The sequence below is a fragment of the Streptococcus vulneris genome (assembly GCF_019218685.1).
GTDB classification, from domain to species: Bacteria; Bacillota; Bacilli; order Lactobacillales; family Streptococcaceae; genus Streptococcus; species Streptococcus vulneris.
The window spans coordinates 72,615-97,967 of the sequence record NZ_JAHUZC010000001.1 but is presented as its reverse complement, the minus strand read 5'-3'; the positions used below and the strand labels follow the sequence as shown (position 1 = coordinate 97,967).

23 protein-coding genes and 2 pseudogenes are annotated in these 25,353 nt (G+C 39.9%); 22 read left to right on the top strand and 3 right to left on the bottom strand.

What is annotated here, in order from left to right:
• The 4 genes from KUA57_RS00485 (at window position 1) to KUA57_RS00470 (ending at window position 2,218) form a co-directional block, all read left to right on the top strand.
• Window positions 1–810 (top strand): MBL fold metallo-hydrolase, encoded by an 810-nt coding sequence (locus KUA57_RS00485; protein WP_000004961.1) that lies wholly within the window; start codon window positions 1–3, stop codon window positions 808–810.
• Window positions 811–900: 90 nt separating this feature from the next.
• Window positions 901–1,143, top strand: coding sequence for a type II toxin-antitoxin system RelB family antitoxin (relB, locus tag KUA57_RS00480; RefSeq protein ID WP_000208079.1), 243 nt, complete (start codon window positions 901–903; stop codon window positions 1,141–1,143).
• Window position 1,144: 1 nt separating this feature from the next.
• On the top strand, window positions 1,145–1,399 hold the full coding sequence (locus tag KUA57_RS00475; protein ID WP_004239453.1) for a type II toxin-antitoxin system RelE family toxin: 255 nt from the start codon (window positions 1,145–1,147) through the stop codon (window positions 1,397–1,399).
• A 45-nt stretch (window positions 1,400–1,444) separates the two neighbouring features.
• On the top strand, window positions 1,445–2,218 hold the full coding sequence (locus KUA57_RS00470; protein ID WP_033685149.1) for a potassium channel family protein: 774 nt from the start codon (window positions 1,445–1,447) through the stop codon (window positions 2,216–2,218).
• A 37-nt stretch (window positions 2,219–2,255) separates the two neighbouring features.
• On the opposite strand, the gene KUA57_RS00465 is transcribed toward KUA57_RS00470, so the two are convergent.
• Together KUA57_RS00465 and KUA57_RS00460 are read right to left on the bottom strand one after the other, a co-directional pair.
• Window positions 2,256–2,603, bottom strand: a complete 348-nt coding sequence (locus KUA57_RS00465; protein WP_023944304.1) for a thioredoxin — start codon at window positions 2,601–2,603, stop codon at window positions 2,256–2,258.
• 110 nt (window positions 2,604–2,713) lie between these two features.
• Window positions 2,714–4,432: a phospho-sugar mutase gene (locus KUA57_RS00460; protein WP_218493455.1), complete on the bottom strand. Its 1,719-nt coding sequence runs from the start codon at window positions 4,430–4,432 to the stop codon at window positions 2,714–2,716.
• A 153-nt stretch (window positions 4,433–4,585) separates the two neighbouring features.
• Here KUA57_RS00460 and KUA57_RS00455 point away from each other — a divergent pair, with 153 nt between their 5' ends.
• The 9 genes and pseudogenes from KUA57_RS00455 to KUA57_RS00415 all read left to right on the top strand — a co-directional run bounded on the left by KUA57_RS00455 (window position 4,586) and on the right by KUA57_RS00415 (window position 18,663).
• Window positions 4,586–6,487, top strand: a complete 1,902-nt coding sequence (locus tag KUA57_RS00455; RefSeq protein ID WP_218493454.1) for an ABC transporter ATP-binding protein — start codon at window positions 4,586–4,588, stop codon at window positions 6,485–6,487.
• A gap of 63 nt (window positions 6,488–6,550) precedes the next feature.
• Window positions 6,551–8,509 (top strand): NAD-dependent DNA ligase LigA, encoded by a 1,959-nt coding sequence (ligA, locus tag KUA57_RS00450; RefSeq protein ID WP_084926523.1) that lies wholly within the window; start codon window positions 6,551–6,553, stop codon window positions 8,507–8,509.
• A 118-nt stretch (window positions 8,510–8,627) separates the two neighbouring features.
• Window positions 8,628–10,907, top strand: a complete 2,280-nt coding sequence (gene pulA, locus KUA57_RS00445) for a type I pullulanase (RefSeq protein WP_125447449.1) — start codon at window positions 8,628–8,630, stop codon at window positions 10,905–10,907.
• Window positions 10,908–11,220: 313 nt separating this feature from the next.
• Window positions 11,221–13,125 (top strand): 1,4-alpha-glucan branching protein GlgB, encoded by a 1,905-nt coding sequence (glgB, locus tag KUA57_RS00440; RefSeq protein ID WP_125447446.1) that lies wholly within the window; start codon window positions 11,221–11,223, stop codon window positions 13,123–13,125.
• A gap of 13 nt (window positions 13,126–13,138) precedes the next feature.
• A complete protein-coding gene (locus tag KUA57_RS00435; RefSeq protein ID WP_020902830.1) occupies window positions 13,139–14,281 on the top strand; it encodes a glucose-1-phosphate adenylyltransferase in 1,143 nt (380 codons plus the stop codon).
• Entirely contained in the window at window positions 14,271–15,410 is a 1,140-nt protein-coding gene (glgD, locus tag KUA57_RS00430; RefSeq protein WP_218493453.1) for a glucose-1-phosphate adenylyltransferase subunit GlgD, read from the top strand. The genes KUA57_RS00435 and glgD overlap by 11 nt, the downstream gene beginning before the upstream one ends.
• The gene (glgA, locus tag KUA57_RS00425; RefSeq protein ID WP_000697311.1) at window positions 15,407–16,840 is read left to right on the top strand and encodes a glycogen synthase GlgA; all 1,434 of its coding nucleotides are present in this window, start codon (window positions 15,407–15,409) and stop codon (window positions 16,838–16,840) included. The genes glgD and glgA overlap by 4 nt, the downstream gene beginning before the upstream one ends.
• A 58-nt stretch (window positions 16,841–16,898) precedes the next feature.
• A complete protein-coding gene (serB, locus tag KUA57_RS00420) occupies window positions 16,899–17,543 on the top strand; it encodes a phosphoserine phosphatase SerB (RefSeq protein WP_218493452.1) in 645 nt (214 codons plus the stop codon).
• Window positions 17,544–17,551: 8 nt separating this feature from the next.
• Window positions 17,552–18,663, top strand: a pseudogene (locus tag KUA57_RS00415) (glycerate kinase).
• Here the strand turns inward: KUA57_RS00415 and KUA57_RS00410 are convergent.
• Window positions 18,660–19,106: a DUF1694 domain-containing protein gene (locus KUA57_RS00410; protein WP_120770207.1), complete on the bottom strand. Its 447-nt coding sequence runs from the start codon at window positions 19,104–19,106 to the stop codon at window positions 18,660–18,662. The pseudogene KUA57_RS00415 and the gene KUA57_RS00410 overlap by 4 nt on opposite strands.
• Before the next feature lie 163 nt (window positions 19,107–19,269).
• Between KUA57_RS00410 and eno the strand changes: the two genes are divergently transcribed.
• From eno to KUA57_RS00370, 9 genes and pseudogenes are all read left to right on the top strand, one after another.
• Entirely contained in the window at window positions 19,270–20,574 is a 1,305-nt protein-coding gene (gene eno, locus KUA57_RS00405; RefSeq protein ID WP_000022813.1) for a surface-displayed alpha-enolase, read from the top strand.
• A gap of 176 nt (window positions 20,575–20,750) precedes the next feature.
• The gene (locus tag KUA57_RS00400; RefSeq protein WP_000031466.1) at window positions 20,751–21,245 is read left to right on the top strand and encodes a YkgJ family cysteine cluster protein; all 495 of its coding nucleotides are present in this window, start codon (window positions 20,751–20,753) and stop codon (window positions 21,243–21,245) included.
• Window positions 21,246–21,301: 56 nt separating this feature from the next.
• Window positions 21,302–21,718, top strand: coding sequence for a ClbS/DfsB family four-helix bundle protein (locus KUA57_RS00395; RefSeq protein ID WP_431830572.1), 417 nt, complete (start codon window positions 21,302–21,304; stop codon window positions 21,716–21,718).
• Window positions 21,702–21,865, top strand: a pseudogene (locus KUA57_RS09740) (ClbS/DfsB family four-helix bundle protein). Before KUA57_RS00395 ends, KUA57_RS09740 begins: the two are co-directional and overlap by 17 nt.
• A gap of 366 nt (window positions 21,866–22,231) precedes the next feature.
• Window positions 22,232–23,233 carry a hypothetical protein gene (locus KUA57_RS00390; RefSeq protein ID WP_125415676.1) on the top strand — a complete coding sequence of 334 codons (1,002 nt, stop codon included), beginning with the start codon at window positions 22,232–22,234 and terminating at the stop codon, window positions 23,231–23,233.
• Window positions 23,230–23,427 carry a hypothetical protein gene (locus KUA57_RS00385; protein ID WP_023942550.1) on the top strand — a complete coding sequence of 66 codons (198 nt, stop codon included), beginning with the start codon at window positions 23,230–23,232 and terminating at the stop codon, window positions 23,425–23,427. Before KUA57_RS00390 ends, KUA57_RS00385 begins: the two co-directional genes overlap by 4 nt.
• A gap of 37 nt (window positions 23,428–23,464) precedes the next feature.
• Window positions 23,465–24,157 (top strand): pyrimidine 5'-nucleotidase PynA, encoded by a 693-nt coding sequence (gene pynA, locus KUA57_RS00380; protein ID WP_125415674.1) that lies wholly within the window; start codon window positions 23,465–23,467, stop codon window positions 24,155–24,157.
• 61 nt (window positions 24,158–24,218) lie between these two features.
• On the top strand, window positions 24,219–24,872 hold the full coding sequence (locus KUA57_RS00375) for a uracil-DNA glycosylase (RefSeq protein WP_070843060.1): 654 nt from the start codon (window positions 24,219–24,221) through the stop codon (window positions 24,870–24,872).
• A 9-nt stretch (window positions 24,873–24,881) separates the two neighbouring features.
• Window positions 24,882–25,346 (top strand): NUDIX hydrolase, encoded by a 465-nt coding sequence (locus tag KUA57_RS00370; protein WP_001135768.1) that lies wholly within the window; start codon window positions 24,882–24,884, stop codon window positions 25,344–25,346.
• The last annotated feature ends 7 nt before the right edge of the window (window positions 25,347–25,353 follow it).

Genomic DNA, 25,353 nt, shown 5'->3' with positions numbered 1-25,353 from the left:
ATGAGTGAAACAGGCTTTAAATACAGTATTTTAGCGTCGGGTTCCAGTGGAAATTCCTTTTATCTGGAAACCCCAAAAAAGAAATTGTTAGTGGATGCAGGCTTATCTGGTAAGAAAATCACCAGCCTACTTGCTGAAATAAATCGCAAACCTGAAGACCTGGATGCTATCTTGATTACGCATGAGCATTCAGACCATATACATGGAGTCGGTGTGTTGGCTCGCAAGTATGGTATGGATTTGTATGCCAATGAAAAGACTTGGCAGGCCATGGAAAATAGCAAGTATCTTGGCAAGGTGGATTCTTCGCAAAAGCATATCTTTGAGATGGGCAAAACCAAAACCTTTGGAGATATTGACATCGAGAGTTTTGGTGTAAGCCATGATGCAGTCGCACCGCAGTTCTATCGCTTTATGAAGGATGACAAGAGTTTTGTTCTTTTGACAGATACAGGTTATGTTAGTGACCGTATGGCAGGAATTGTCGAGAATGCAGATGGCTATCTTATCGAGTCCAACCATGATGTAGAGATTTTGCGAGCAGGTTCTTACGCTTGGCGACTCAAACAACGAATCCTATCAGATCTCGGTCACCTTTCTAACGAGGACGGTGCTGAAGCAATGATTCGGACGCTAGGAAATCGTACTAAGAAAATCTACCTAGGACATTTGTCTAAGGAAAACAATATCAAGGAACTGGCTCATATGACCATGGTCAATCAGCTGGCGCAAGCTGATCTAGGTGTAGGAGTAGACTTTAAGGTTTATGATACCTCACCAGATACCGCAACACCATTGACAGATATATAGAAAGAACGCTAAGAAGGTGTTCTTTTTATATTGACTGAACACCTAAAAAGTAATACAATGGTGTTACTATTAAAAAAGGGAGTGCAAAAGATGACTACTATTACATTAAAAGTTTCTGAAGCTGACAAAACATTTATGAAAGCAATGGCTAAGTTTGAAGGAGTTTCCCTGTCGGAACTTATCCGCACCAAAACTCTTGAAGCTCTAGAAGACGAATACGATGCTCGTGTGGCAGATTTAGCCTATCAAGAGTATTTAGAAGACTTGGAAAAAGGAGTTGAACCCATTACTTGGGAAGAAATGATGCATGATTTAGGCTTGGAGGATGAATAATTTGTATAAATTAGTTCCAACAAGACGTTTCATCAAGCAATTGAAAAAATTGGATCGTTATACGCAGAAGATAATTACAAACTATTTACAAACCAATGTTTTGGAAGACCCAAGACGACACGGAAAGGCTTTGGTTGGTAATCGCGTTGGTCAATGGCGCTATAGGATTGGTAATTATCGAGTTATCGTACAAATTGTAGATGATGAATTAGTCATTGCTACTTTAGAAGTTGGTCATCGGAGAGATATTTATTGAATTAAAGTTGAGTAATAACAGTATAGAAAGTGAGGAGAGTAAAATTTGAAGAAAAAATGGTTTTTTGCAGATTATTATGATACAACAATTATTTTACTTGCTTTAATCTCTGTTATTCTGGTATTACTTGGATTTGCTGAGATGATTGATTTAGACAGTCCTCCATACAGTATTATTGACTTACTACTTTGGTTTGTGTTTGTGGTAGATTATGTTTGGCGGTTCTTTTCAAGTGAAGCAAAATGGAGGTTTATACTTGAAAATATCTTTGACTTGTTAGCTATCCTTCCTTTAAATGCTATTTTTACAGTATTTCGATTAGGGCGTATTTTCCGCTTAGCAAGGCTGACAAAATTACTGAAACTGACTCGTTTACTTAGAATAATTGGACTTACAGGTAAATTAGAAAGAAAAATTAGTAGATTCTTACGGACAAATGGCCTGATTTATATCTTGTATGTTAATATCTTTATTGTTCTAGTAGGAAGTTCAATTTTATCTGTAGTTGAAGAAAAATCTTTCTCAGATAGTCTTTGGTGGGCTCTTGTGACAGTAACCACTGTTGGTTATGGTGATATTGTTCCAGTTTCCCTTTTTGGGAAATGGCTAGCTGTTTTATTAATGTTGGTAGGGATTAGTACAATAGGAATGTTAACAAGTGCCTTGACGAACTTTTTTGTAAAAGATAATCCAGGTGAACAGATAAAACTTGATAAACTACAAGACGAATTATCGAGCCAAAGAATATTAATAGAGAAACAATCTGAGAAAATCGAAGAACTACAGCGAATGATACAAGATTTGATTGAAAAAAGGTAATTTTGACCATTTAAAAACCACTCGATGAGTGGCTTTTTTACAATCCTGCAAATTCTTTGATTTCTTGTGCTGACATTGAAGAGTCGCAACGGACATTGATTTGTCCATCTGCAATGTGAACGAAGCCTGGTACAGTTGGGATTCCGTAGCGTGAGCGGAATGCTTGCAACTCATTGAGTTGGCTTGGTTCTTCACTGTTGATGAAGTAGATGTGAGCTTTGGTTTCAGCTACGACACCTGCTAAAGTACCTGCAAATTTACGGCAGTAAGGACAAGTTTTGCGACCAATAAAGAAGGTTGCAGTTTCTTTTTTATCAAGAGCTTCTTGCGCACGCGCAACTGTAGTGACTTCAAGGTCTTTGATATTATCTAAAAATTGTTCCATGAGATTACCTCGCTTTCATTGATAAGTCTAGTATGCCATAAAGTTTCTAAAATTGCTTAGATTTGATACGAAAAAAGATGAGATTGGTTGGTCTCATCTTTTATAGGACTTTATTTTACAAAAGCATTGATCTCTGCTTCGATGTTAGCAATCTTAGCTTGTGATTCTTCGTTGGTTTCACCTACAACTGCAATGTAGAACTTGATTTTTGGTTCTGTACCTGAAGGGCGAACGGCAATCCATGAACCGTCAGCAAGTGTGTATTTCAACACATCACTTGGAGGAGTTGTCAAATTTGTAACAGTACCGTCAGCAGCAGTGGCAGTTTGAGCCTTGAAGTCTTCTACTACAGTGATAGCTGTTGCATTCCATTCTTTTGGAGCGTTGTTACGGAATTTAGCCATAATCGCTTTGATTTGTTCAGCACCATCAACACCTGAAAGGGTAACAGAGATAGTTTTTTCTGCGTAGTAGCCGTATTCTTTGTAGATTTCTTCGATACCGTCAGCAAGTGTCAAACCACGAGAACGGTAGTAGGCAGCAAGTTCAGCAACGACAAGAACGGCTTGAATAGCGTCTTTATCACGTACGAAAGGTTTAATCAAGTAACCGAAGCTTTCTTCAAATCCCATCATGTATGTGTGATTGTGTTTTTCTTCGAATTCTTGGATTTTTTCAGCGATAAATTTGAAACCTGTCAAAACGTTGAACATGGTTGCGCCGTAGCTTTCAGCAATCTTCGTTACCAAGTCAGTTGATACGATAGATTTGCAGAGGGCTGCGTTTTCTGGAAGAGTTCCAGCGTTTTTGTGGGCTTCCAAGATGTATTTAGCCATGATAGCACCGATTTGGTTACCTGAAAGGTTGAGGTAGCTACCATCTTTTTGAAGAACTTCAACACCAACACGGTCAGCGTCTGGGTCAGTTGCCACAAGAACATCTGCACCAACTTGACGACCAAGTTCTTCAGCAAGGGCAAAGGCTGCTTGGCTTTCTGGGTTTGGAGATTTTACAGTTGAGAAGTCAGGATCGGCAGTTGCTTGCGCTTCAACGACTTGAACAGAGTTAAATCCTGCTTGGGCAAGAGCGCGACGAGCCAACATTTCACCAGTACCATGAAGTGGTGTGTAGACAATTTTCATGTCTTTACCAAATTCTTCAATCAAGGCTGGGTTGATGTTTACGTCCTTAACTTCTTTGAGGTATTCAACATCGACAGCTTCGCCGATAACTTCAATCAAGCCAGAAGCTTTTTCAGCTTCCACATCAGCAACTTCTACAGCAAATGGATTTTCGATTGCACGGATATATGTAGTCAAAGCGTCTGCGTCGTGTGGAGGCATTTGTCCACCGTCTTCACCGTAAACCTTGTATCCGTTAAATGGTGCAGGGTTATGACTGGCTGTGACCATGATACCCGCAAAACAGTTGAGGTGACGAACTGCAAATGATAGTTCTGGAGTTGGACGAAGGCTTTCAAATACGTAAGATTTGATGCCGTGTTTAGCAAGAACTGCCGCAGATTCAAAGGCAAACTCAGGTGAGAAGTGACGGCTATCGTAGGCAATTGCTACACCGCGTTCTTTTTCGTTTCCACCTTTTGACTCAATCAAACGAGCCAATCCTTCAGTAGCTTGGCGAACAACGTAGATGTTGATACGGTTTGTACCCGCACCAATCAAGCCACGCATACCTGCAGTACCAAATTCAAGATTTGTATAGAAGGCATCTTCCTTAGTTTTTTCATCCATATTTTCTAAATCTTGACGAAGGTAGTCAGGAAGTTCCGCAAAATCAACCCATTTCTGGTAATTTTCTTGGTAAGACATTGAAATTCTCCTTTTTGTAAATTGTTTTAACCGTTCACATTATAGCATTTTTTAGCATTTTAGTAAAACCCTAGCATAATTTACAGAAAAGTAGTGACATATGCCGGTTTATCAAGTCTTGAATGCCTTAGGGAAACATGCTATACTACTCTTATGATTATTTTACAAGCTAATAGAATTGAACGTTCTTTTGCAGGAGAGGTTCTTTTTGATAATATTAACCTACAAGTTGATGAACGAGACCGGATTGCTCTCGTTGGGAAAAATGGTGCAGGTAAGTCTACTCTTTTGAAGATTTTGGTTGGAGAAGAGGAGCCAACTAGTGGAGAAATCAATAAGAAAAAAGATATTTCTCTGTCTTACCTAGCCCAAGATAGCCGTTTTGAGTCTGAAAATACCATCTACGATGAAATGCTTCATGTCTTTGATGACTTACGTCGGACGGAGAAACAACTGCGTCAGATGGAGTTAGAGATGGGTGAAAAGTCTGGTGAGGATTTGAACAAACTGATGTCAGATTATGATCGTTTATCTGAGAATTTTCGCCAAGCAGGTGGCTTTACCTATGAAGCTGATATTCGAGCGATTTTGAATGGATTTAAGTTTGACGAGTCTATGTGGCAGATGAAAATTGCCGAGCTTTCAGGTGGTCAAAATACTCGTTTGGCACTTGCCAAAATGCTTCTTGAAAAGCCAAATTTCTTGGTCTTGGACGAGCCAACTAACCACTTAGATATTGAAACTATAGCCTGGCTAGAGAATTACTTGGTAAATTATAGCGGTGCCCTCATTATCGTCAGCCACGACCGTTATTTCTTAGATAAGGTTGCGACAATTACGCTAGATTTGACCAAGCATTCCTTGGATCGTTATGTGGGGAATTACTCTCGTTTTGTTGAGTTAAAGGAGCAAAAGCTAGCTACTGAGGCAAAAAACTATGAAAAGCAACAAAAGGAAATCGCTGCTCTGGAAGACTTTGTCAATCGCAATCTAGTACGTGCTTCGACGACCAAACGAGCCCAATCTCGACGCAAACAACTGGAAAAAATGGAGCGTTTGGACAAACCTGAAGCTGGCAAGAAATCAGCCAACATGACCTTCCAGTCTGAAAAAACGTCGGGCAATGTTGTTTTGACTGTTGAGAATGCAGCTATTGGCTATGATGGGGAAATATTGTCAGATCCTATCAACCTAGACCTTCGTAAGATGAATGCTGTTGCTATTGTTGGACCAAATGGTATTGGCAAGTCAACCTTTATCAAGTCTATTGTGGACCAGATTCCTTTTATCAAGGGTGAGAAGCGCTTTGGCGCCAATGTTGAGGTTGGTTACTATGACCAAACCCAAAGCAAGCTGACACCAAGTAATACTGTACTGGATGAACTCTGGAATGATTTTAAACTGACACCAGAAGTTGAAATTCGTAACCGTCTAGGTGCCTTCCTTTTCTCAGGAGATGATGTTAAAAAATCAGTCGGCATGCTGTCTGGTGGCGAGAAAGCCCGTTTACTTCTCGCTAAACTTTCCATGGAAAACAACAACTTCTTGATTCTGGATGAGCCAACCAACCACTTGGATATTGATAGCAAGGAAGTGTTAGAAAATGCTTTGATTGACTTTGATGGAACTCTTCTATTCGTCAGTCACGACCGTTACTTTATCAATCGTGTGGCAACTCATGTACTGGAATTGTCTGAGAATGGATCAACTCTCTATCTTGGAGATTACGACTACTATGTCGAGAAGAAAGCAGAAGTAGAAATGATTCAAACTGAGGAAATTTCAACTACTAATCAAGCAAAAGAAGCAAGTCCAGTTAATGACTATCAAGCTCAGAAAGAAAGTCAAAAAGAAGCCCGTAAACTCATGCGACAAATCGAAAGTCTAGAAGCTGAAATCGAAGAGTTAGAAAGTCAAAGCCAAGACATTTCTGAACAAATGTTGGAAACAAACGATGCCGGCAAACTGGTGGAATTGCAGGCTGAACTGGACAAAATCAGCCATCGTCAGGAAGAAGCTATGCTTGAGTGGGAAGAATTATCAGAGCAGGTGTAAGATTTCTAAGTTTTCTGCCCTTCTCCATTGTGAGGAGGGCTTAATTTATGGTAAAATGGTTTTATGAATAAAAGAATGAATGAGTTAGTCGCCTTGCTCAATCGCTATGCGACTGAGTATTATACCAGCGATAATCCGTCGGTTTCAGACAGTGAGTATGACCGTCTTTACCGTGAGTTGGTCGAGTTAGAAACTGCTTATCCAAAGCAAGTGTTAGCAGACAGTCCGACCCATCGTGTTGGTGGCAAGGTTTTAGATGGTTTTGAAAAATACAGTCATCAGTATCCTCTTTATAGTTTGCAGGATGCTTTTTCACGTGAGGAGCTTGAAGCTTTTGATGCGCGTGTTCGTAAGGAAGTTGCCAATCCGACCTATATTTGTGAGCTGAAAATCGATGGCTTATCTATCTCGCTTACTTATGAAAAGGGGATTCTAGTTGCAGGTGCAACACGTGGAGATGGTTCAATTGGTGAAAATATCACAGAAAACCTCAAGCGTGTTAAGGATATTCCTTTGACTTTGCCAGAAGAACTAGATATCACAGTTCGTGGGGAATGTTATATGCCACGCGCTTCTTTTGACCAGGTCAACCAAGCTCGACAAGAAAATGGAGAGCCTGAATTTGCCAATCCTCGTAATGCGGCGGCAGGAACCTTGCGTCAGTTGGATACAGCTGTAGTTGCCAAGCGCAATCTTGCGACTTTCCTCTATCAAGAAGCTAGCCCTTCAACTCGAGACAGCCAAGAAAAGGTTTTGAAGCATCTCGAACAACTTGGTTTTGTGGTTAATCCTAAGCGAATCTTGGCTGAAAACATAGATGAAATCTGGAATTTTATCCAAGAAGTAGGAGAGGAACGGGACAATCTGCCTTATGATATCGATGGGGTGGTGATCAAGGTCAACGACCTAGCAGGTCAAGAAGAACTTGGCTTTACTGTTAAGGCTCCAAAGTGGGCAGTAGCCTACAAGTTTCCTGCTGAGGAAAAAGAAGCTAAACTCTTATCCGTTGATTGGACAGTTGGCCGTACGGGTGTTGTAACCCCGACTGCCAATCTAACACCAGTACAACTAGCTGGTACAACTGTTAGCCGTGCGACCCTACACAATGTGGATTATATTGCTGAAAAAGATATCCGCAAAGACGACACGGTCATCGTCTATAAGGCTGGAGATATCATCCCTGCCGTTTTACGAGTAGTAGAGTCCAAGCGGGTTTCTGAAGAAAAACTAGATATCCCTACAAACTGCCCAAGTTGTGACTCTGACTTGTTGCACTTTGAAGATGAAGTGGCCCTTCGTTGTATAAATCCGCGTTGCCCTGCTCAAATCATGGAAGGTTTGATCCACTTTGCCTCTCGAGATGCCATGAATATTACAGGCCTTGGTCCATCTATTGTTGAGAAGCTCTTTGCTGCTAATTTAGTTAAGGATGTGGCGGATATTTATCGTTTGAAAGAAGAGAATTTCCTACTTTTAGAGGGGGTTAAGGAAAAGTCTGCTTCTAAACTGTATCAAGCTATTCAAGCATCCAAGGAAAATTCTGCCGAGAAACTCTTGTTTGGTTTGGGAATTCGCCATGTCGGAAGCAAGGCCAGTCAGCTTTTACTTCAACATTTTCATTCAATTGAAAATCTGGCTCAGGCAGATCCAGATGAAGTGGCTAGTATTGAGAGTCTGGGTGGTGTGATTGCCAATAGTCTTCAGACTTATTTTGCGACAGAAGGCTCTGAAATTCTCCTCAGAGAATTGAGAGAAGCTGGGGTCAATCTGGACTATAAAGGACAGACGGTAGTGGCAGATGCGGCCTTGTCAGGTTTGACCGTTGTATTGACTGGAAAATTGGAACGGCTCAAGCGCTCAGAAGCTAAAAATAAACTCGAAAGTTTGGGTGCTAAAGTGACTGGCAGTGTTTCTAAAAAGACCGACCTCGTCGTGGCAGGTGCAGATGCTGGAAGTAAACTGCAAAAAGCACAAGAACTTGGTATCGAGGTTCGAGATGAAGCTTGGCTAGAAAGTTTGTAATGATCGTTTAAAAGCAGAGTTTAGATAAGAGGACTATGTTTGTTAATCGGAACAAAATCGGTCAAGTATTTATTAATCAAATAGAAACAAATTAAGAAGTATAAAGGAAAAATAAAAAATGTATAACTACCCTATGCGTATTCATTACCATCGCAAGAATGGAGAATACGACACTTGCTCTTTTGTAAAAAGTCAGGATCAGCGAATTGACTTACTAACTTACCAAGAAGATTATTTTGGCGCTTTATTTAGTTTTGAACATCCAAGCGCTCATCCCCTAGAAAGCTTGAATTTTGTAGTTCATACAGGCCAAACCAGTAAAGAATATGCTATCCGTTTCAATCACTATCCTCTTTTAACAGAGGTCTGGATTTTGGAAGGAGATGACAGAATTTATTACTCTGAGAATCCTGCTATTGCCAGTCCTTTCTATAAAAATCAAAATCCATTTGCCTTTGACAAGGCTATCAATAGTGCTAGTTTCGACCACCACTGGGGGTACCAAGGTGAATTGGGTTGCCGTATAGAGGATAATCAGGCTCATTTTGCCCTTTGGGCTCCAACAGCGATAGAAGTGCAGATTGTCGTTTATGAATCAGCTGCTAACGATGCACCTGTTTGGAAAACATTTGATATGGAAAGAGGCAATAGCTACTCTTATAACCATAAGGACAATACTATTGGTGTCTGGAGTTTGGATGTTGAGGAAGATTTGACTGGTAAGGCTTATCAGTATCAAGTCCAATTCCCTCACCACCAAACACTGACACGCGATCCTTATACAATCGCGACCAGTCCCGATGGCAAACGTTCAGCTATTCTGAGTCATGAAGAAAAGCAAGTTGAAAACTTTGAGGTTAAGCACGGTTCGGAGGCTACTTGGCGCTTGGCTAATCCATGTAAGGCAGTTATTTGTGAAATGCACATTCGTGATTTGACCAAATCACCGACTTCAGGTGTGGATGAACATCTTCGAGGAACTTTCTTGGGTGCTGCTCAGTCTGGAACTGTTAACCAGTACGGTCAGTCAACTGCTTTTGATTACATTAAGGAGCTGGGCTACAATTATGTTCAGTTGCAACCAATTGCAGATCGTCATAAAGAGTATGATGCAGATGGGAATGTAACCTACAACTGGGGTTATGACCCACAAAACTATAACGCACCAGAAACGAGCCTTTCAACTAATCCAGAGGATCCAGCACAGGTCATTCGTGATTTGAAGACCATGGTTCAAGCCTATCATGATGCGGGTATTGGTGTCATTATGGATGTGGTTTATAACCATACCTTCTCAGTTGTTGATGCACCTTTCCAAACAACTGTCCCTGATTACTATTATCGTATGAATCCAGACGGTACCTTCCAAAATGGAACGGGTGTTGGAAATGAAACAGCCAGTGAACACGAAATGTTCCGCAAGTATATGATTGATTCTCTTCTATACTGGGTGCAGGAATACAATATTGACGGCTTCCGTTTTGATTTGATGGGGATTCATGATGTCAAGACCATGCAGATGATTCGTCAAAGTTTGGACGAAATTGATCCTAACATTATCCTTTATGGAGAAGGTTGGGATATGGGAACAGGTCTTGCACCTTATGATAAGGCCAAGAAAGACAATGCCTACCAGATGCCAAATATTGGTTTCTTTAATGACAATCAGCGTGATGCTGTCAAAGGTGGAGAAGTTTATGGTGCTATCAAGTCTGGTTTTGTTAGTGGTGCTGCTACAGAGCCAATTCTAGCCAAAGCGATCCTAGGTAGTCGTGAATTAGGAACCTATACACATCCAAACCAAGTGCTTAACTATGTAGAGGCCCATGACAATTACAATCTTCACGATTTGTTGGCAACCCTACATCCAGACCAAAGTTCAGAGCAAATCATGCGCAAGGTCGAAACTGCCACAGCCATGAATCTGCTCATGCAGGGGATGGCCTTTATGGAAATCGGTCAAGAATTTGGTCGTACCAAACTGGTTGCGACTGGTGAAAATGGTGAGCTGACCCATGATGATAGAGAACGTGCTATGAATAGCTATAATGCTCCAGACAGTGTGAATCAAGTGAACTGGGACTTGATTAATGAGCGTCAAGATAGTATTGAGTTTATTCGTCAGATGATTCGATTGAAGACAGAAAGCAGTGCCTTTTCTTACCCAACTTATGATGAGATTTACCATCATGTTTTTGTTCATTCAGCCCACGAACATAGTGGTTGGATTGTCTATGAGATTCAAGGGGAAGAACATTTACTGGTTGTATTTAATGCTAAAGGGCAAGACTTCCAGTTTGATAATGCTGGAAATCTAGAACTATTGATGACCAATAGCCATTTAAGTGATAAAGACATGGTTGGTGGCGTCAGTGCCAGCGTCTTTAAAGTTTTGTAGAATAGATTTACAATTTAAATTCATTTGTGGTGATTTATCTGTTAATAAAATCAGGAGATTCGTTTCCTGATTTATTTTTTTACTTAAAATTATATTTTTGTTAGCTAAATAACGAACTTTATGATAGTATTGTAAAAAAACAATTCGTTTTCAAAGCGTTTCTGAAAATTTCTTGATTTACAAGTGAACACATCAGTGAATTTGTTGAAGACTTTCAAAAGATTTTTTTGCAAATTCCGTAATTTACTTGAATCTTCCCTAAAAAGGTAGTATAATAAATCTATAGAAAACGCTTACAGAATTAGGAGGGTGTATGGATAAGAAACAAGCTTTAGAAACCTTTATGACAGGTGAAAATTTTCACCTCCAGCACTATCTGGGAGCTCATAGGGAAGAAAAAAATGGAGAGTATGGCTATACTTTTCGTGTGTGGGCGCCTAATGCTCAGGCTGTTCACTTGGTAGGGGATTTCACCAATTGGGTTGAAAATCAAATTCTGATGGAACGGAATGAATTTGGAGTCTGGGAAGTCTTTACCAGTCTTGCTCAAGAAGGCCAAATTTATAAGTACAATATTACACGTTCAAATGGTCATCAGCTGATGAAGATTGACCCTTTGGCTGTACGGTATGAGGCACGACCTGGTACTGGGGCTATTTTAACAGATATTCCAGAAAAGAAATGGAAGGATGGTCTCTGGCTAGCCCGTAGAAAACGATTGAGCTTTGAAGAGCGTCCTGTCAATATTTATGAGGCTCATGCTGGCTCTTGGAAGAGAAATCCTGATGGCAGCCCCTATAGTTTTGCTCAATTGAAAGATGAACTCATTCCTTACTTGGTTGAGATGAATTATACTCACATTGAGTTTATGCCCCTGATGTCTCACCCACTAGGTTTGAGTTGGGGCTATCAGCTTATGGGTTACTTTGCTCTAGAGCATGCCTATGGTCGTCCTGAAGAGTTTCAAGATTTTGTTGAGGAATGTCACTTAAACAATATAGGCGTTATTGTAGACTGGGTACCTGGTCACTTTACTATTAATGATGATGCCTTGGCCTATTATGATGGAACACCGACTTTTGAATACCAAGACCATAATAAGGCTCATAACTACGGTTGGGGAGCACTTAATTTTGACCTTGGAAAGAATGAAGTCCAGTCTTTCTTGATCTCTAGTATTAAGTTTTGGATTGACTTTTACCATCTAGATGGTATTCGCGTAGATGCCGTTAGCAATATGCTCTATCTTGACTACGATGATGCTCCATGGACACCTAATAAAGATGGTGGTAATCTCAACTATGAAGGTTATTATTTCCTTCAACGCTTGAATGATGTGATTAAACTAGTTCATCCTGATGTGATGATGATAGCTGAGGAAAGTTCTTCAGCTACTCAGATTACTGACACCAAGGATTCAGATGGTCTAGGATTTGACTACAAATGGAATATGGGTTGGATGAATGATATCCTCCGATTCTACGAAGAAGATCCGATTTATCGTAAATACGACTTTAACCTAGTGACTTTCAGCTTTATGTATGTCTTCAAAGAGAATTATCTCCTACCATTCTCACACGATGAAGTGGTTCATGGCAAGAAGAGTATGATGCACAAGATGTGGGGAGATCGTTATAATCAATTCGCAGGCTTGCGTAATCTCTACACTTACCAAATTTGTCACCCTGGTAAGAAATTGCTCTTCATGGGTAGTGAATATGGGCAATTCCTAGAATGGAAATCTGAAGAACAGTTGGAATGGTCTAACCTAGAAGATCCAATGAATGCTAAGATGAAGTATTTCACTTCTCAGCTAAACCAGTTTTACAAAGATCACCGCTGTCTGTGGGAAATTGATACTAGCTATGATGGTATTGAAATCATCGATGCGGATAATCGAGACCAGAGTGTTCTGTCCTTCATCCGTAAGGGTAAGAAGGACGATATGTTAGTCTGTATCTTTAATATGGCACCTGTTGAACGAAAAGATTTTACAATCGGACTGCCTGTTGCAGGGATTTACGAAGAAGTCTGGAATACTGAGTTAGAAGAGTGGGGAGGCGTCTGGAAAGAACATAATCAAACTGTTCAAACGCAAGAAGGACTTTGGAAAGATTATGAGCAGACCTTGACCTTTACCCTACCGGCTATGGGAGCAAGTGTTTGGAAAATTAAACGTCGCTTGAAACCTACTAAAACCGTCACAAGTAAAAACTAAAAAGGAGTAGAAAATGAAGAATGAAATGTTAGCTTTGATTCTTGCTGGTGGGCAAGGAACTCGTCTCGGTAAACTCACTCAAAGCATCGCAAAACCAGCTGTGCAATTTGGTGGGCGCTATCGTATCATTGACTTTGCTCTTTCAAACTGTGCCAACTCAGGCATCAACAATGTTGGAGTCATTACACAGTACCAACCACTTGCTCTCAACAACCATATCGGGAATGGTTCAAGCTGGGGACTAGATGGTATCAATTCTGGTGTCTCTATTCTTCAACCTTATTCTGCAAGTGAAGGAAATCGTTGGTTTGAGGGGACTAGCCACGCCATTTATCAAAATATTGATTATATCGACAGTGTCAACCCTGAGTATGTCTTGATTCTGTCTGGGGACCATATCTACAAAATGGATTATGATGATATGCTCCAGTCTCACAAAGATAATAATGCTAGTTTGACAGTCGCAGTTCTTGACGTCCCTCTTAAAGAAGCTAGCCGTTTTGGTATCATGAATACAGATGCAAACAATCGTATTGTTGAATTTGAAGAAAAACCAGCTCAACCTAAATCTACCAAAGCTTCTATGGGAATCTATATCTTTGATTGGCAACGTCTCCGCAATATGCTTGTTGCTGCTGAAAAGAGCAATGTCGATATGTCAGATTTTGGTAAAAATGTCATTCCAAATTACCTTGAGTCAGGTGAAAGTGTTTATGCCTACGAGTTTAATGGCTACTGGAAAGATGTTGGTACGATTGAATCGCTTTGGGAAGCTAACATGGAGTACATTTCTCCAGAAAATGCCTTGGACAGCCGTAACCGTCAATGGAAGATTTACTCAAGAAACTTAATTTCACCACCAAACTTCCTTGGGGCAAATGCTCACGTGGAAGATTCCTTGGTTGTCGATGGCTGTTTCGTAGATGGAACTGTTAAACATTCTATCCTTTCAACAGGTGCGCAAGTTCGCGAAGGGGCAGAAGTAGTAGATTCAGTTATCATGAGTGGTGCAATTGTTGGTCAGGGAGCTAAAATCAAACGTGCCATTATTGGTGAAGGTGCAGTTATTTCTGATGGTGTCGAAATTGATGGAACAGAAGAAGTACAAGTTGTAGGATATGATGAAGTAGTAGGGGTAGCAACAGATGAAGATTGATAAATATTCTGCCATTTTAGGAAACACAGTTGGTTTTCATGATATGTCAACACTGACAGACCACCGTCCAGTAGCTAGTTTGCCATTTGGTGGTAAATATCGCTTGATTGACTTCCCGCTTTCAAGTCTTGCTAATGCTGGTGTGCGTAGCATTTTCGGTATTTTCCAACAAGACAATATCAGTTCAGTCTTTGACCATATCCGTTCAGGACGTGAGTGGGGCTTATCAACCCTTCTTAGTCACTACTATCTAGGTATTTACAATACCCGTGTGGAAAGTAGTACAGTTGGAAAAGAATACTACCAACAGCTTCTTACTTATTTGAAACGTTCCGGCTCAAACCAAACAGTATCACTTAACTGTGATGTTTTGATTAATATTGATCTGAATCAAGTATTCCACCTACACACTACAACAAAAGGTCCAATCACTGTAGTTTATAAAAAACTACCTAAAAAAGATATTTCAGAAGTAAATGCAATCTTAGAAGTGGATGAAACAGACCATGTCCGTTCTCATAAACTCTTTGATAGTAAATCATCAGATGAAGTTTACAATATGTCCACAGATATCTTTGTCGTCGATACACCTTGGTTGATTGAACGCTTAGAAGAAGAAGCTAAGAAAGAACATCCAGAGAAATTGCGTTATGTTTTACGGGATTTGGCGGCAAAAGAAGGGGCTTTTGCCTACGAGTACACAGGTTATCTGGCAAATATTCATTCTGTAGAGTCTTATTACCAAGCTAATAAAGATATGCTTGAATCTCAAAAATTCTACTCTCTATTTACTCCAAACCAAAAGATTTACACAAAGGTAAAAAACGAAGAGCCAACTTATTATGCTAATACATCTAAAGTAAGCACTTCTCAGTTTGCTTCTGGTAGTATCGTTGAAGGTCAAGTGGCTAATTCTGTTTTATCACGTAATATTCATGTCCATAAGGATAGCTTGGTTAAAGATAGCATCTTATTCCCTCGTGTTGTTATTGGAGAAGGTGCTCAGGTAGAATACGCTATCTTGGACAAGGGTGTTGAAGTTGCGGATGGCGTTGTGATCCGTGGAACTGCAGAACATCCAGTCGTCGTTAAGAAAGGTGCTAAAGTAACAGAGGATATTCATTCATGAAAATTTTATTTGTAGCAGCTGAGGGGGCACCCTTTTCAAAAACAGGTGGTTTGGGAGACGTCATTGGGGCTCTTCCTAAATCACTGGTAAAAGCGGGACATGAAGTTGCAGTAATTTTACCCTACTATGACATGGTAGAGGCTAAATTTGGAAATCAGATTGAAAATGTTCTTCATTTTGAGGTGAGTGTTGGTTGGCGCAGACAGTATTGTGGAATTAAGAAAACCGTTTTAAACGGTGTAACCTTCTACTTTATTGACAACCAATATTATTTCTTCCGTGGTCATGTTTACGGTGATTTTGACGACGGAGAACGCTTTGCCTTTTTCCAACTGGCTGCCATTGAGGCTATGGAAAGGATTGACTTTATTCCTGAACTTCTCCATGTTCATGACTACCATACAGCTATGATTCCTTTCTTGTTGAAGGAAAAATACCGTTGGATTCAAGCCTATGAGGGCATTAAAACAGTTTTAACCATTCATAATTTAGAATTCCAGGGACAATTTTCAGAAGGAATGTTATGGGATTTGTTTGGAGTCGGCTTTGAACGTTACGCTGATGGCACCCTTCGCTGGAACAACTGTCTGAATTGGATGAAGGCAGGTATTCTCTATGCGGACCGTGTTTCAACCGTTTCACCTAGTTATGCTCATGAAATTATGACCAGTCAGTTCGGATGTAACTTGGATCAGATTCTTCGAATGGAGTCTGGCAAGGTGTCTGGTATCGTGAATGGGATTGATGCTGACCTTTATAATCCTCAGACGGATGCTCTTTTAGATTATCATTTTAATCAGGACGATTTGTCTGGTAAAGCCCAAAACAAGGCAAAATTGCAAGAAAGAGTTGGCTTGCCAGTTAGAGCTGACGTTCCTCTGGTGGGAATTGTTTCTCGTTTGACACGTCAAAAAGGTTTTGATGTGGTGGTGGAAAGTCTTCACCATATCTTGCAAAATGATGTTCAGATTGTTCTTTTGGGAACTGGAGATCCAGCCTTTGAAGGAGCTTTCTCGTGGTTTGCTCAGATTTACCCAGACAAGCTATCAGCAAATATCACTTTTGATGTCAAACTTGCTCAAGAAATCTACGCTGCTTGTGACCTCTTCCTCATGCCGAGTCGTTTTGAACCGTGTGGTTTGTCTCAGATGATGGCTATGCGTTACGGAACCTTGCCATTGGTCCATGAAGTTGGTGGCTTGCGAGATACCGTTAAAGCCTTCAATCCAATCGAAGGAAGCGGTACTGGCTTTAGCTTTGACAATTTATCTCCTTACTGGTTAAATTGGACTTTCCAAACAGCTTTGGACTTGTATAGAAACCATCCTGATGTTTGGAGAAACCTACAAAAACAAGCTATGGAGTGTGATTTCTCGTGGGATACAGCCTGCAGGTCATACCTTGAGTTGTACCATAGTTTAGTTAATTAATAGATAAAATCGTATGATGACTTCATACGATTTTTGGGCTGTTTAGAGAGGAGAACTGATGTCTCAAGTAAAAGGTTTGTGTGTTATGGATGTTGATGGAACCTTACTCCTAGAAGAAGTAATTGATCTTTTGGGAAGAGAGGCAGGTCGTGAGGAGGAAATTTCGCTGATTACAAGTCGGGCAATGAGAGGAGAGTTAGACTTTGAAACGAGTTTACGAGAGAGAGTAGCTTTGTTAAAAGGCCTCCCTGATTCGGTCTTTGATACAGTATTCAACTCTATTCATCTATCGCCAAATGCCCAGGAATTCATTTCCATTCTCCAAAAGAATGGTATCCTAGTTGGTCTACTGTCTGGTGGCTTTACACCAATAGTTGCGAGACTAGCAAAATCTCTTGGAATTGCCTATTTTTCTGCCAACCAACTTGAAGTCAAAGAAGGTCTTCTAACAGGAAAGTTAGTTGGACAAATTATCAATCCCGAGGTCAAAAAAGATACTCTAGAACAATGGAGAGAGGAACTAAAACTTTCTAAAGATAGAACGGTTGCAATTGGTGATGGGGCCAATGATTTATTAATGTTGAAGTCAGCAGGACTGGGAATTGCTTTTTGTGCCAAAGAAGTGCTGAAACAAGAAATACCAAATCATGTTGACAAGAGGGATTTTTTAGAAGTTCTATCTTTGATTGACTGTTTAGAATGAGGGAAAATATGAAGATTGTAATTGCACCAGATTCATTTAAGGAAAGCTTGAGCGCTGAAGAGGTGGCTGAAGCTATTAAAAGAGGCTTCCAACAATCGATAGCAGATATAGAATGTTTTCTCTGCCCTGTTGGTGATGGTGGCGAAGGTACAGTAGATGCTATTCGGCATTCTATTGACCTTGAAGAAAAATGGATCAAAGTGACAGGACCTTTTGGACAAAAAGAAGCCATGCGCTATTTTCAAAAAGGGGGACTGGCGCTATTTGAAGTTGCCGACTTGGTTGGCCTTGGAAAGATTCCGCTAGAGAAACGAAATCCACTTCAAATCCAAACTTGTGGTATTGGAGAGTTGATTCGTCATCTCATTGCTCAAGGGATTAAAGATATCTATATCGGCGTTGGTGGCACGTCCAGTAATGATGGAGGTATTGGGATTGCTGCTGGTTTAGGTTATCGATTTTATGATAGGGATGGAAATGTCTTGCCTGCATGCGGTCACTTACTAAACTTAGCTTCTGTTTCAACAGAAAATCTCTATGAAATTCCTGAAGGTGTTCAAATTCATATTTTAGCAGATGTCGTGAGTCCCTTATGTGGTCCTCAAGGTGCGACTTACACTTTTGGCAAACAAAAAGGCCTACAACCTACTATGTTTGCAGTCGTAGATCAGGCAATCCAAGATTTTTATAAAAAAGTTTCACCAGCAACATTGCAAATTAAAGGAGCAGGAGCTGGTGGAGGCATTGCTGCTGGTTTGTGTGCCTTTACTCAGGCAAATATCGTGTCGGGAATTGATACCTGCTTGAACCTGATCAACTTTGATAAGAAAGTTTCAGATGCTGACTTGGTTATTGTTGGAGAAGGAAGACTAGATTGTCAAAGCTTTGCTGGGAAAGCGCCTATATGTGTTGCAAAAAAAACCCTGTCGGAGTTCCTGTTATTGCTATTTGCGGTAGTCTTGCTGAGGATTTACCTTCCCTACCATTTGAAAATATTCAAGCTGCCTTTTCTATTTTGGAGAAAAGTGAACCTCTAGAAGATAGTTTGAAAAATGCCAGTCTCTATTTGGAGCACACGGCTGCCAATATCGGGCATTTATTAAATATGCGCATGATTTAGCCAAACCATTTCTTCCATAAGGATGTTTTGGCTGGTTCTTCCTTTTTAACTTCCCAAAGTTTTGCAAAAGCAAGTCGAAGGTTCTTTTCTTCTACTTGAACTGGTGCATTGCTATGGATAATCAGGCCAAAAGGAGAAGAAGTATGCTCTTCAGATACAATGGTAGCTTGACTATCAGTTTCTTTAGCTTCCTTTAAGTAGAAAACTTGCTTGTCAAATTCGATAGTTGGAGAAATCTTTACAAATAGTGGCTCTGCTTTTTCCTGAAGGTTTTCTAAAATAGATAAAAAACCTTTTTCTAACTGAGGGCTATTTGCTGTGTCAATATCTGCATACCCAAGAACTCTTTCCTCAAAGGTACCAAGATAGCGTCTTTGCTCATCTGGATTTAATTTTGCTCCACCATGAGCTTTTTCAAGTAATTGTTTTGATAAATCTGTCATGAAAACAGTATATCATAAAAGTTAGAATAAAACAGACAAAAGAAAGCGATTACTTTATAAAGTTAAGGAAAATTTGCACAAAGATAACGTTTTTTCTTGAAAAAGGAGGGCTTTTAAGGTATTATAGAGGTGTAAAAAAATTAACTCATAAGGAGAGTAAAAAATGTCAATTATTACTGATGTTTACGCTCGCGAAGTCCTAGACTCACGCGGTAACCCAACACTTGAAGTAGAAGTTTACACTGAATCAGGTGCTTTCGGACGTGGTATGGTTCCATCAGGAGCTTCTACTGGTGAACACGAAGCAGTTGAACTTCGCGACGGTGACAAATCTCGTTACGGTGGTCTTGGTACACAAAAAGCTGTTGACAACGTAAACAACATCATTGCTGAAGCTATCATTGGCTACGATGTACGTGATCAACAAGCTATCGACCGTGCTATGATCGCTCTTGACGGTACTCCTAACAAAGGTAAATTGGGCGCTAACGCAATCCTTGGTGTGTCTATCGCTGTAGCTCGTGCTGCTGCTGACTACCTTGAAATCCCACTTTACAGCTACCTTGGTGGATTCAACACTAAAGTTCTTCCAACTCCAATGATGAACATCATCAACGGTGGTTCTCACTCTGACGCTCCAATCGCTTTCCAAGAGTTCATGATCTTGCCAGTTGGTGCGCCAACATTTAAAGAAGCTCTTCGTTACGGTGCTGAAATCTTCCACGCTCTTAAGAAAATCCTTAAATCACGTGGTTTGGAAACTGCCGTAGGTGACGAAGGTGGATTCGCTCCTCGTTTCGAAGGAACTGAAGACGGTGTTGAAACTATCCTTGCTGCGATCGAAGCTGCTGGATATGTTCCAGGTAAGGACGTATTTATCGGATTTGACTGTGCTTCATCAGAATTCTACGATAAAGAACGCAAAGTCTACGACTACACTAAATTTGAAGGTGAAGGCGCTGCTGTTCGTACATCTGCAGAACAAATCGACTACCTTGAAGAATTGGTTAACAAATACCCAATCATCACTATCGAAGATGGTATGGATGAAAACGACTGGGATGGTTGGAAAGCTCTTACTGAACGTCTTGGTAAGAAAGTACAACTTGTTGGTGACGACTTCTTCGTAACAAACACTGACTACCTTGCACGTGGTATCCAAGAAGGTGCTGCTAACTCAATCCTTATCAAAGTTAACCAAATCGGTACACTTACTGAAACTTTTGAAGCTATCGAAATGGCTAAAGAAGCTGGTTACACTGCCGTTGTATCACACCGTTCAGGTGAAACTGAAGATTCAACAATCGCTGACATCGCAGTTGCAACTAACGCAGGACAAATCAAGACTGGTTCACTTTCACGTACAGACCGTATCGCTAAATACAACCAATTGCTTCGCATCGAAGACCAACTTGGTGAAGTAGCTGAATACCGTGGATTGAAATCATTCTACAACCTTAAAAAATAAAATAGTTCAGTGAACTATTTTATCCTGAACCTTGAAATTCAAAAGTTCAGCCGTTGATTTAACAACGTTTCTAGCCCCTCGGATTTTATCCGAAGGGCTTTTTTTCTGTTCAGGGTGCAAAAAAGGGGCAGTGTTTATGGTATAATAGACAAAAATACGTGAATTAGAAAGAAATTATGTCTAAAGAAATTGATATTGAGTATTACCACCAGCTAGCCTTGCAAAAGCAAAAGGAGCACCGTAAAATTTTAGCAAATCTAAAGAAAAAACCACCAAAAAATCTAGATAAGATAGCTCAACAGATTCACCAAGAAGTTTTTGAGGAGATTGATTGCACTGCCTGTGCCAACTGTTGCAAGACATTGGGACCTGACTTTAAAGAAGCGGATATTACACGAATCGCCAAGTATTTTAAGATGAAATTACCCGCTTTTGAAGCAGAGTTTCTGCAGGTAGATGAAGATGGTGACAAGGTTTTCAAATCTATGCCTTGTCCATTTCTAGGAGGAGATAATCTCTGTTCCATCTATGACGTTCGTCCAAAGGCCTGTCGTGAATTTCCTCATACAGACAGGAAAAAGATCCATCAAATCAACCATTTGACGATTAAGAATACTTTGACCTGTCCAGCAGCCTATCTCTTTGTTGAGAAATTAAAGGATAAGTTATAGAGATTTAAAGGATAAAAAATCTCTAATAATAACTAGAGATATGAAGGGAGAACTCTATGCCAAGACCTAAAACAAAAGAGGAGCTAGTACTGGCCTCTAAGGAAAACTATGAAAAGCTTAATCGTTTCATCTCCCAACTAAGTGAAGATGAGCTACAGACTCCATTTGATTTATCAAGAGACCCAAAGAAAAAAGAAGCTCACTGGAAAAGGGATAAGAATCTAAGAGATGTCCTGATTCATCTTTATGAATGGCAGCAGTTACTTTTGACTTGGGTACATTCTAATCAAGAAGGTCTCGAGAGACTTTTTCTCCCTGAATCTTATAATTGGAAAACTTATGGAGAAATGAATGTCGCTTTTTGGAAGAAGCACCAGAAAACCTCCTTAGAAGAAGCGACTAGACTCCTAGAACAATCACATAGGAAGGTTTTAGAGTTGATAGAAGGTTTTAGAGTTGATAGAAGTTTTTAGCAATGACGAACTCTTTACCAAAGGTGTCTATAAGTGGACTGGCGGAACAAGTCTAGGTTCTACTTTGTCAGTAACACCTCCAGTCATTATGATTGGGCTATGAAAAAACTCAAAGCTCATCAGAAAAATTGTAAGTGTCGTAGTTGAGGTGTAGATGGGCTCTTCTAAGTTTCGAATACCTTATTTTTCTTTGTTTTAGAGCAATTCTAGCTTTAGAATCCTTCAAAAATTAAAATTTAAGACTATCATGGACTTAGAATAGTACGAAAGCATTTAGTTTATAGGAGTTCTAGGTCTAGAATTACATGGATATTTATGTATTCAGAGTATTAGATAGTCAGGATAGTTCTATTCTGAAAGATTTGGGCTGTCAATTGGATAGGAGAGTGTTTTTTTATGTTAGATTCCAGTAAAAATGATTTGATAGATAATATTAAAGAAAAATCAAAATCATAATTTTGTTTAATATGGTATAATATTTCTAATAATTTAAACATAATGAGGTAGTAATTTATGGATGAAGTTTTATTTTTTGGCGAAGTTGACTTTGATATTCTTGATATTGACGGTTATGAACTAAAACCCTCAACGTTTTTTAATAAGTTACCAGAAATAGCCCAACCTTTAGCCAAAAATGCAAATAAAATCTTATCTGAAGTAGAAAAAATGTTATATTCTGCTCCAGCCTTTATCCATGTTGTCCAATCTAGTATACCTGAAGAGGTTTTTCAGGCAATTCTTTCTCCAGAACAACGGGAACAAATTGCTCAAGGAGTGCTAAAATTAATGACAAAGAAAGATGGCTCTCTCTTGGCGGTATTAGTAGATACTAATACTAATAAAGTCATTGGAAATGTACCATTGAAATCTGTTAAATTGACACCAGAATTAAATAAAGCGTTAGCTGATTATTCGTCACAAATTCAAATGGCTCAGATTGCAGAGGAGATTCAAAATGTACAATATGCTATTGAAGACGTCAGAAAAGGACAGGAGTCAGATAGACTTGCCATAGCCTATAGTTGTCAACAGAAACTCTTGCAGGCTAGAGAGATATCAGATCCAAACATTAGAACAATGATGTTACTGCAAGTTATTTCAGATGCAGAAGATAGTCGAAACCTTCTAATGCTTAGTCAAAAATCTAATGTAAATTTTATTAAAGAACAACCAGATTCTACTTGGGGGAAGTTATTAAAAGGGGATAAACCAGATAAAATTGAAGCTCGTATGAATGAGATTAGAGATGGATTAGCAGCCGTAAATATCGTTTCACTATCAGCAGCAATAGCTTATAATGAGTTGGGCGAGAAAAAGGCTGCTCAAAAAAGTTTGGATTACTTTGGGAAATTTATTAACGAAACTTATCTCAGTTCTCAAGAATTAGTAGAGAGACTTGATCTACTTGATCCTTCGCCTACAAATTACTGGACAAAAGAATTGCCAAAAATTGAAACTTCTATAATGAAATTGCCAAATAAACCAGATGCTATTGAGACAGAGGTGCTAGAATGAAAGAAATAAAAAAATGCAAGACATGTACTAGGGATTTACCATTAAGTTATAAGCACAATAAGTGCGAATCGTGTAGAAACAAAAAAATAGATGAAGCAAAAAAGATACTTAAAGTTGTTGGACAAGTTGGAAGTGTGGTTACTCCAGTTGTAGTTGGTATGTTGATGAATAAAACTAAGAAAAAGAAGAAATAAACTAATCTATTAAGTACCTAGAAAGGAAAACCTCAAATTGTCCTACAAATTTCTACTCTTCGACCTCGACCACACTCTTCTTGATTTTGATGCTGCTGAGGATGTGGCTTTGACGCAACTCCTAAAAGAAGAAGGGGTTACAGATATTCAGGCTTATAAAGACTATTATGTTCCTATGAACAAGGCTCTATGGAAGGACTTAGAGCAAAAGAAAATCAGTAAACAAGAGTTGGTTAACACGCGCTTTTCTCGTCTATTTGCTCACTTTGGACAGGAAAAAGACGGTAGTTTTCTAGCCCATCGTTACCAATTTTACCTCGCTCAACAGGGACAAACTTTTTCAGGCGCTCATGAACTCTTGGATATCCTCATCGAGCGAGATTATGACTTGTATGCTGCGACAAATGGCATTACTGCCATTCAGACAGGGCGTTTGACTCAATCTGGTCTAGCACCTTATTTCAATCAAGTTTTTATCTCAGAACAGTTGCAAACACAAAAGCCTGATGCTCTCTTTTATGAAAAAATTGGTCAACAGATTGTAGGTTTTAGCAAAGAAGAGACGCTGATGATTGGAGATTCCCTAACCGCCGACATTCAGGGTGGCAATAATGCTGGAATTGACACTATCTGGTACAATCCTCATCACCTCGAAAATCACACACTAGCCCAGCCGACTTACGAAGTTCATTCTTACCAAGACTTGCTGGATTGCTTAGATAAACTGTAAAAAGTGGTTTCCATAGCCACTTTTTGCTATAATAGAGGCAGTAAAAATGAAGGAGTCGGCTATGGAACACTCGTCTTGGCATGCTTTGATTAAGGCGCAATTACCTGAGGGTTATTTTGGGAAAATCAATCAGTTTATGGAGCAGGTCTATGCTCAGGGTACTGTTTATCCGCCCAAGGAAAAGGTTTTTCAAGCTCTCTTGACAACACCGCTTGAAGAAGTTAAGGTGGTGATTCTAGGGCAAGATCCCTATCACGGGCCAGGTCAAGCGCAGGGCTTGAGTTTTTCTGTACCTGACTCTATTCCAGCACCGCCATCTCTGCAAAATATCTTGACAGAATTGTCAGATGATATCGGCGTTAAGAAATCTCATGATTTGACAGCTTGGGCTGAGCAAGGAGTCTTGCTTCTTAATGCTTGTTTGACGGTTCCTGCTGGACAGGCCAATGGTCATGCTGGTCAGATATGGGAACCTTTTACAGATGCGGTTATTAAGGTTGTCAATAATCTGGATAGACCTGTAGTCTTTGTCCTTTGGGGTTCTTTTGCACGCAAGAAGAAGGCCTTAGTTACCAATCCTCATCACTTGATTATCGAATCAGCCCATCCTAGTCCTTTGTCAGTTTATAGAGGATTTTGGGGTTCCAAGCCTTTTTCCAAGGCCAATGCATTCTTAAAAGAGACAGGACAAGAGCCAATCGATTGGCTTAGATAAGGAGAAAATATGCCTCAGTTAGCGACGATTTGCTACATTGATAACGGAAAAGAACTGCTCATGCTCCATCGTAATAAGAAGCCTAATGATGTCCATGAAGGGAAATGGATTGGTGTGGGTGGTAAGCTAGAGCGAGGCGAGACACCTCAGGAATGCGCAGCGCGTGAAATACTCGAAGAAACAGGACTGAAAGCCAAGCCAGTTCTAAAAGGCGTCATCACTTTTCCTGAATTTACACCAGATTTAGACTGGTACACCTATGTTTTTAAGGTGACAGAGTTTGAGGGGGACTTGATTGACTGTAATGAGGGAACGCTGGAATGGGTTCCCTATGATGAAGTCTTAAGCAAGCCGACTTGGGAAGGTGACCATACCTTTGTTGAGTGGCTTTTAGAGGATAAACCCTTCTTTTCAGCCAAGTTTGTTTATGATGGGGATAAATTGTTGGATACCCAAGTTGATTTCTATGAATAAAGGAGAA

Coding starts and splice junctions, on each gene's coding strand:
- pulA (WP_125447449.1), top strand. CDS start 8,628: ATGTATAACTACCCTATGCGTATTCATTACCATCGCAAGAATGGAGAA.
- KUA57_RS00485 (WP_000004961.1), top strand. CDS start 1: ATGAGTGAAACAGGCTTTAAATACAGTATTTTAGCGTCGGGTTCCAGT.
- eno (WP_000022813.1), top strand. CDS start 19,270: ATGTCAATTATTACTGATGTTTACGCTCGCGAAGTCCTAGACTCACGC.
- KUA57_RS00455 (WP_218493454.1), top strand. CDS start 4,586: ATGATTATTTTACAAGCTAATAGAATTGAACGTTCTTTTGCAGGAGAG.
- KUA57_RS00385 (WP_023942550.1), top strand. CDS start 23,230: ATGAAAGAAATAAAAAAATGCAAGACATGTACTAGGGATTTACCATTA.
- KUA57_RS00460 (WP_218493455.1), bottom strand. CDS start 4,432: ATGTCTTACCAAGAAAATTACCAGAAATGGGTTGATTTTGCGGAACTT.
- relB (WP_000208079.1), top strand. CDS start 901: ATGACTACTATTACATTAAAAGTTTCTGAAGCTGACAAAACATTTATG.
- ligA (WP_084926523.1), top strand. CDS start 6,551: ATGAATAAAAGAATGAATGAGTTAGTCGCCTTGCTCAATCGCTATGCG.
- KUA57_RS00465 (WP_023944304.1), bottom strand. CDS start 2,603: ATGGAACAATTTTTAGATAATATCAAAGACCTTGAAGTCACTACAGTT.
- KUA57_RS00435 (WP_020902830.1), top strand. CDS start 13,139: ATGAAGAATGAAATGTTAGCTTTGATTCTTGCTGGTGGGCAAGGAACT.
- glgA (WP_000697311.1), top strand. CDS start 15,407: ATGAAAATTTTATTTGTAGCAGCTGAGGGGGCACCCTTTTCAAAAACA.
- serB (WP_218493452.1), top strand. CDS start 16,899: ATGTCTCAAGTAAAAGGTTTGTGTGTTATGGATGTTGATGGAACCTTA.
- KUA57_RS00395 (WP_431830572.1), top strand. CDS start 21,302: ATGCCAAGACCTAAAACAAAAGAGGAGCTAGTACTGGCCTCTAAGGAA.
- KUA57_RS00410 (WP_120770207.1), bottom strand. CDS start 19,106: ATGACAGATTTATCAAAACAATTACTTGAAAAAGCTCATGGTGGAGCA.
- KUA57_RS00375 (WP_070843060.1), top strand. CDS start 24,219: ATGGAACACTCGTCTTGGCATGCTTTGATTAAGGCGCAATTACCTGAG.
- glgD (WP_218493453.1), top strand. CDS start 14,271: ATGAAGATTGATAAATATTCTGCCATTTTAGGAAACACAGTTGGTTTT.
- glgB (WP_125447446.1), top strand. CDS start 11,221: ATGGATAAGAAACAAGCTTTAGAAACCTTTATGACAGGTGAAAATTTT.
- KUA57_RS00370 (WP_001135768.1), top strand. CDS start 24,882: ATGCCTCAGTTAGCGACGATTTGCTACATTGATAACGGAAAAGAACTG.
- KUA57_RS00400 (WP_000031466.1), top strand. CDS start 20,751: ATGTCTAAAGAAATTGATATTGAGTATTACCACCAGCTAGCCTTGCAA.
- KUA57_RS00390 (WP_125415676.1), top strand. CDS start 22,232: ATGGATGAAGTTTTATTTTTTGGCGAAGTTGACTTTGATATTCTTGAT.